The organism is Deinococcus marmoris DSM 12784, from assembly GCF_000701405.1.
GTDB lineage: Bacteria > Deinococcota > Deinococci > Deinococcales > Deinococcaceae > Deinococcus > Deinococcus marmoris.
Window position 1 is genome coordinate 44,896 of record NZ_JNIV01000024.1, and the last position, 6,539, is coordinate 51,434.

Here is a 6,539-nt window from a genome sequence, read left to right on the forward strand (position 1 = left end):
TAAGCTGAAGCCACCATGAACCCAGACGAGCGCGCGACACAGAATGTCCGGCTGTTCGATACCCTCTCGGCGCACTATGACCGCATGGGCTTTCTGCCGTTGACGGCGCTGTATCTGGCGCAGCGGTTTGACGCGCAGCCCGGTGAAACGCTGCTGGACGTGATGTGCGGCACTGGCACGCTGGCCCTGGCCCTGGCCGACGCGGTGGGCGCGGGCGGGCGGGTGGTGGGCGCGGACCTGTCGCCGGGAATGCTGGCGGTGGCGCGGAACAAGGCGGCGGGACAGCCACAGGTGTCATTCGTGGAGGCAGATGCGACGGCCCTACCCCTGGCGGACGCGGAATTTGACGGCGTGGCCTGCGCCTCGGGCCTGTTCTTCGTGCCGGAGATGGACGCGGCCCTGCGCGAGTGGCGGCGGGTGGTGCGGCCCGGCGGGCGCGTGGTCTTCAGCTCGTTCGGCAAGGGCCTGATGGGCTTTCCGCCACTGGGCCGCCTGCCCTCGCCGGACGCGGCGGCCCAGCTCCTGCGGGAAGCGGGTTTCGAGGAGGTCACGGTGGACCTTCAGGAATTGCCCTACCCCCTGCCCACGCCACAGGACCGCTGGGACGACATTGAGGCGGGCATGGAAGGTGCGCCGCTGGCCGCCCTTCCCTCCGAGGTGCGCCGCCAGCTTCAGACCGATCATCTGGCCGAACTGGAACTTCTGTTCGCCGGGCAACCGCTGACTGTGCCCGTCCCGGTGCTGGTGGCGACGGGCGTGCGGGCGGGGTAAACGCGGCTGCCTCTTTTGGCGGATGCAACCCCGGTCACGTTTGGGGCGTAATGTGAACCATGACGAATCCTGACGATCAGAAGACCCCGGCGGCAGGCAGGGCGCAGGGCAACGCCCCGTCCTGGGTGGACGACGTGCTGGGCACACCGGGCAGCGGCTCGGGCAGCAGCGGACAGACGCACGCCCCGGATTCAACCCGGCCCAACCTCAGCAAAACGCCCCCACCGGCGGGTGATCTGCGGATTCCCGAACCCGCGCGCGCCGCCCCGGCCCCAGCGGCAGAAACCGACGACTGGATTTCCCGCGTGACTGGCAGCCCGCCCCCGGCCCGCCCTAACGCGCCACACACCGCCCCCCAGCCCAGTAGTCCCCGCCCCACTGCCCCGGATCTGGACGCCTGGGGCGAACCGCAGCGGCCCACCATACGCGTAGCCGACGAACGGCCCATCACCCCCTACGCGCCAGCTCCCACCCACGCGGGCGACGTGGCCCAGAAACGCCTGATCGCTGGCCTGCTCGCCATTTTCCTGGGCAGCCTAGGCGTCCACAAGTTCTATCTGGGCATGAACACCCAGGGCATCCTGATCCTGGGGGCCAACATCGGCGTCTGGGTTCTGGCGCTGCTGATCGGGCTACTGACCCTGGGCTTCGGCCTGTTCATCACCCTGCCGCTGGCGGGCGTGGTCAGCTCCGCGCTGGGGCTGCTGGGCCTGGTGGAAGGCATCCTGTACCTGACCAAATCCGATGCGGACTTTGGGCGCGACTATCTGGTGGGCAAGAAACCCTGGCTGTAAGAAGCTTTTGACGTTCAGACGGCCAACGGTCCTACAGCGCCGCCGCGATATCCGCCTTCAGATCGGCCAGCGCCTCCACGCCCACGCTCATGCGGATGGTCTGGGGGCTGACCCCGGCAGCAATGCGGGCGGCCTCGGGAACACGTCCGTGGGTGGTGGTCCACGGGTGAACAACCAGGGTCCGCACGTCGCCCAGGTTGGGGGCCACCCGCAGCACCCGCAGGCGCGACAGGAAGGCGGCGGGGTCCGGGACCTCGAAGGCCAGCACCGCGCCGCAGCCGTTGCCCAGATAACGCTGTGCCTGCGCGTGGAACGGATGGTCCTCCAGGCCCGGATAGCTGACCCGGCCTACCCCCGGATGTGCCCGCAGCCACCCGGCCAGTTCCAGCGCCGTATGGCTCTCGCGCTCCAGCCTTAGCGCCAGCGTTTCCAGGCCCTGCGCGATCAGAAAGGCGCTGTGGGGTGCCAGGGTCATGCCCAGTTGACTGGCCCCCAGCCAGCGTTGCCGCCACGCCAGAGCGTTGTCACCCCGCACCTTCAGAATGCTGTTCTCGCCGCCCTCGGTATAGATAGGATTGCGGCCCAGATCGTGCCGCGCACCCACAGTGACGCTGCCGCCCATCACGCTGCCGTGGCCGCCCGCCCACTTGGTCAGCGACTGCGCCACGATGTCCGCGCCGTGGTCCAGTGGACGGCACAGGTAGCCCACGCCGCCGCAGGTGTTATCGATGGCCAGCAGCGCGCCGTATTCGTGCGCGATCTGGGCGAATGCCGTGATGTCCGCCACGTCCCCGGCAGGATTGCTGATCATCTCGGCCCAGACCAGCCGGGTGTTGTCCTGCATGGCGGCGCGCACGGCGTCCGGGGTGTTGTCCACCAGCGTGGCGGAAATGCCCATCAGCGGCAGGATGTTATTCAGCATTCCGGTGGTGCCCCCGAACAGGCTGGAGGCCGACACCACATGGTCCCCGGCGCGGCACACGCCCAGGATGGCGGTCAGGGTGGCGGCCTGTCCGCTGGCGAGGGCCACCGTGTTTGCCCCGCCCTCCAGCGCCGTGATCCGGGCTTCCAGCGCGCGGGTGGTGGGGTTCTGAATGCGGGCGTAGCTCAGGCCGATGTTGTTCTGGAATTCATCCTGCGCCTGCTCCAGCGTGTCGAACTGGAAGGCGGCGGCGGCGTGGATGGGAAACCCGATCGTCTGCCCCAGCCCGCGCGGAATGCCGGACTGGACGGCGGCGGTCTCGTAGCCCCAGTCGGTATCGGTCCAGTCGGCATTGGGCGCAGCGTCGTTGGCGGGGTCAGCAGGAGAATCGCTCATCCGCCCACGCTACGCGCCCCCGCACCCAAACGTGCGGGACATGTCCGCATGACAGGACATCAATGAGGCGCGGTCCCGAACGGGAAACCGCGCCTCACCTTCAAACAGATGCTCTAGAGCCTGGGTGGCACGCTGCCCACGGACTGGGCCTTGAGGGCGTCGCGAATCTCGGCCAGCAGCTTTTCCTCGTTGCTGGGTTCGGCCACAGGCGGCTTCTCCTCGCGCTTGAACCGTTCCATCAGGTGATTGAAGGGGATGATCACGAAGAAGTAGATGATGGCCGCCGTCAGGGCAAAGCTGAGCGCGTTGGTCAGGAACAGGCCGTATTTGAAAACGCTGCCGTTGATGGCGAAGGTCAACGCCGAGAAGTCCGGCACGCCGCCGAAAATGCCGATGATCGGCAGAATCAGGCCGCTGGTAAAGGAATCCACCACCTTGCCGAAGGCCGCCCCGATGAGGACACCCACAGCCAGATCAATGAGATTGCCACGCAATAAGAACTTCTGAAATCCGCTCACCATGTGTGAATTTTTACACTTTACACATGAAAACGTCAATCTGGTCACTTTTTCTGTCTAGACAGGCTATCCAGACCATTCCTGGGTCTGCATCCCGTCCTCTGGGACTGCCGTGAACCCGCCTCCGCTCTGCTCCGGGCCATGTCCCTGACGCCCACGGCCCTGATGCCTCTCAGCGTGCAGCGTTGCCAGCCGCCTTCTACACACCGATCTGGCCGCAGAACTGCACGCCCGCGCAGGCCGCCGGGTTCACCGTGCGCGTGCCGGACGCCCTGGCCCCGGCCTGAATCTGGCGCTCTACAGGGCCGGTCATCGAACCGGAACTTAAAACGGCATTTATCCAACTTGACCTCAGCGCGGCCCCCGCACTCCCAGACTGGCAGCATGGCTGACAAAACACTGGCTGACCTTTCCAAGCAGATGGGCAAGATCGATATTGCCATGCTCTCCACACACGCCAGCAACGGCAATATCGCCGGGCGGCCCATGAGCAACAACGGGCAGGTGGAGTACGACGGCACCTCCTATTACTTCACCTACGAGGACGCCCATACCGTGGGCGAGATCGAGGCGGACCCCAAAGTCTCGCTGGCCTTTATGGGTCAAGAGGGCTTCTCGGTGGCGGTGGAAGGCAACGCCAAGTTGAGCCGCGATAAGGCTGAGATGAAAGAACACTGGTCCCCGGACCTGGACAAATGGTTCAAGGACGGCATCGACACGCCGGACATCGTGATGATTCAGGTAGACGCCACCCGCGTGCATTACTGGGACGGCGGCGACGAGGGCGAAGTCAAGCTGTAACCCCAGACCGAGAAAGCCAGCCGGGAGACTCCCCAGGCTGGCTTTTTGCATTGCCCAGGCTTACGGCTGGTACGTTTTCAACCCGTCCATCACGCCGCTGGCCCCTGCTTTTCCGGCGCGGTAGAACACCAGACTGATCGGCAGATTGCTGCCGCTGGCGGGGATAAAGTCGATGTTCAGGCGGTCCGATCCCGCGCGCCACAGCAGCACGGGTTCCTGCGGCTTGATGGCGTTGCCGCTTCTGGGCAGCTTGATGGTCTGGCTCAGGGGGCCGTCCTGCACGTTCATGGCCCCCCGGTACAGGCCCCCGCGCGGGCTGAGGGCCACCGCCGTGCCCGCCGCGCCGTTGACCTCCAGATCGTACAGCACGCCGTAGTTGCCGCTCAGGCGAACTGGCTGTCCCGTCAGCTTGTCAATGCCGTCGATGGCCGGATCAAGCTGCCCGTCTCCGATCACGATGCGGGCGGGCAGCGTGGTCAGGCTGACCCGCAGGCGGCGCACGGCATTCGGGAAGGTGCCGCGCACATGCTTGCCGTCGGGCTTCAGGTACGGCAACTGCTGGGACACCTGGGCACTGGGGGGCAGACCGTCTTCCAGCATCAGAAAGGTCAGTTCCACGCGGCCCGAGGCGGTCAGGTCCTGCATCATGTTCGCGCCGCTGCCCACGCTCAGGGTGGGACTGGCGTAGACGGCGGCGGCCTGACCGGGGGCCAGGGTCAGGGTGGGGCCGCCGGTGCTGGCAAAGTAGTCCAGCAGCGTGACCTGTCCCAGCAGTCCCTCAATGCGGGTGGGCGCAGTCTCGCCCTGCCGCAGCGTACGGACTTCCACGGCGCGGTCCTCGATGTTGCGGGCCAGCACGTACAACCGCGCGGGTTTGCCCAGACCGTTCAGGTGGTAACCCAGCAGGCGGACCGGCCCCGAAACCGTGTCCTGGTACAGCACGCCGCTCTGGGTGGGCACTTCTGGGCTGTCACTGAAGATCAGGGGGAAGGAAGCCCCGGCCACCGGCATCACCGCCGCAGAGGGGTAATTCAGCACCTGCGAGTCGGGGAAACGGTCACCGGGGGCGGCGTATTTGAGGGCGTAGGTCAACGGGCTGTCCAGCGGCGCACCCTGCACGGTGATGGTGCGGGTAAACGCCTTGCTGCTCAGGCCCCGGCTGTTGGTGACGCTCAGGCCCACCGTGTACGTGCCGGGTTGAAAGAAAGCGTCCTCGCGGTTGCTCCATTTGCGAGAAGTGATGTCCGCGCCGTCCGGGTCATAGGCGTACTCGGTGTACACCACGCGCTCGCCAGGGGCATAGACGACCTTATCGGTGGAAAAGCGCGCCTGCGGGGCCAGCGGATTGCCGCCGTCACGCAGGGCGGTCAGGGTCAGCGTGCGGCCCGTGTCGTCGGCGGCGCTGAGGTTGGCGTTCAGCGCGTCGGCCAGCGTGCGGGCACTCAGGTAGGGCACACCGTCCACGATCAGCGCCGTGCCCGCAGGCTGCGGCACCCCGCCCAGCGAGGCGCTGCCGTCTGCGGTGACCACCACGCGCCCCAGACCCAGTTGCCCGGCCCCCCCCACCTGCACGGGGCGGCCCAGCAGCAGCGCCGTCTCGCGCAGCGGCAGCATCGTGCGCCCGCCGATCAGCCGGGGCGCAGCCTGCCAGCGTGCAGCGTCGCCGTTCACGTTCAGGTCCGGGGCGTCCACCGTGAAGGTCAGTTGCACCGATCCGGCGGTCACGGTGGCGGCCAGCGCTGGGCCGCCTGCCGTGGACAGCAGGGCGCTCAGGACGAGAGAAGCAGGATTTCGACGTTTCAGACGCAGGGCAGAGCCCCGGAGCAACAACGGAAGGAAGAAGGGGGCAACACGCACCGGGGGAGTATGCCCGCCGCACCTGACGCCGATCTGTGCGGATTGTCCCTCCACATCTTCATGAACATTCCGCTGACAGCCGTGTAAGACAGATCTATGTCGATCTGCATCACAATCAGGAGGCTGAAGCATGACAGAACTGAACCCGGAAAGAGCAATGGTTCGGACAGTTTTGACCACCCTCAAGCCGCTTTGACCCCCAAATCCAGCGGCCTGGACGGATGTTTTCCTAATTCGGCAAATCGTGCCTGGAGACCTAGATTGCTCAGTATTCGCCACGCAAAGAGCCGGTTGAAGGCCCGCCGCTTGATGTCTTCGTAGGAAAACACCAGTGAAGTGGCCGGGCGACCCTGGAGGCCAGCGGCCTCCAGCAGCACTTCTGCCCGTCCCAGACTGAGCGCGAAGAACGCAGTATTCCAATGGTTCTCCAGAGCCTGCGTCTGACGAAGCTGGCAGGTGGTCAGCCCTGCAAACTGTTTT

6 protein-coding genes and 1 pseudogene are annotated in these 6,539 nt (G+C 66.1%); 3 read left to right on the forward strand and 4 right to left on the reverse strand.

All coding sequences use genetic code 11. The annotated features are described in order from the left end of the window. Positions 1-15 precede the first annotated feature (15 nt). Positions 16-771 (forward strand): methyltransferase domain-containing protein, encoded by a 756-nt coding sequence (locus Q319_RS0107725; RefSeq protein ID WP_029481612.1) that lies wholly within the window; start codon positions 16-18, stop codon positions 769-771. Between the two features lie 59 nt (positions 772-830). After that, entirely contained in the window at positions 831-1,565 is a 735-nt protein-coding gene (locus tag Q319_RS28605) for a TM2 domain-containing protein (protein ID WP_029481614.1), read from the forward strand. Positions 1,566-1,596: 31 nt separating this feature from the next. On the opposite strand, the gene Q319_RS0107735 is transcribed toward Q319_RS28605, so the two are convergent. Together Q319_RS0107735 and mscL are read right to left on the reverse strand one after the other, a co-directional pair. Continuing rightward, positions 1,597-2,883, reverse strand: coding sequence for an aminotransferase class V-fold PLP-dependent enzyme (locus tag Q319_RS0107735; protein ID WP_029481616.1), 1,287 nt, complete (start codon positions 2,881-2,883; stop codon positions 1,597-1,599). Between the two features lie 113 nt (positions 2,884-2,996). Next, positions 2,997-3,404 (reverse strand): large conductance mechanosensitive channel protein MscL, encoded by a 408-nt coding sequence (mscL, locus tag Q319_RS0107740; RefSeq protein WP_029481617.1) that lies wholly within the window; start codon positions 3,402-3,404, stop codon positions 2,997-2,999. Between the two features lie 381 nt (positions 3,405-3,785). On the opposite strand from mscL, the gene Q319_RS0107750 reads away from it, so the two are divergent. Next, complete coding sequence (locus tag Q319_RS0107750) at positions 3,786-4,202, forward strand: pyridoxamine 5'-phosphate oxidase family protein (protein WP_029481619.1); 417 nt, start codon at positions 3,786-3,788, stop codon at positions 4,200-4,202. Positions 4,203-4,262: 60 nt separating this feature from the next. On the opposite strand, the gene Q319_RS0107755 is transcribed toward Q319_RS0107750, so the two are convergent. Together Q319_RS0107755 and Q319_RS27860 are read right to left on the reverse strand one after the other, a co-directional pair. Further along, positions 4,263-5,966 carry a copper amine oxidase N-terminal domain-containing protein gene (locus tag Q319_RS0107755; protein ID WP_415814597.1) on the reverse strand — a complete coding sequence of 568 codons (1,704 nt, stop codon included), beginning with the start codon at positions 5,964-5,966 and terminating at the stop codon, positions 4,263-4,265. Positions 5,967-6,241: 275 nt separating this feature from the next. Further along, positions 6,242-6,539: pseudogene (locus tag Q319_RS27860) on the reverse strand (IS4 family transposase); the annotation flags it as partial.

Coding starts and splice junctions, on each gene's coding strand:
- Q319_RS0107725 (WP_029481612.1), top strand. CDS start 16: ATGAACCCAGACGAGCGCGCGACACAGAATGTCCGGCTGTTCGATACC.
- Q319_RS28605 (WP_029481614.1), top strand. CDS start 831: ATGACGAATCCTGACGATCAGAAGACCCCGGCGGCAGGCAGGGCGCAG.
- Q319_RS0107735 (WP_029481616.1), bottom strand. CDS start 2,883: ATGAGCGATTCTCCTGCTGACCCCGCCAACGACGCTGCGCCCAATGCC.
- mscL (WP_029481617.1), bottom strand. CDS start 3,404: ATGGTGAGCGGATTTCAGAAGTTCTTATTGCGTGGCAATCTCATTGAT.
- Q319_RS0107750 (WP_029481619.1), top strand. CDS start 3,786: ATGGCTGACAAAACACTGGCTGACCTTTCCAAGCAGATGGGCAAGATC.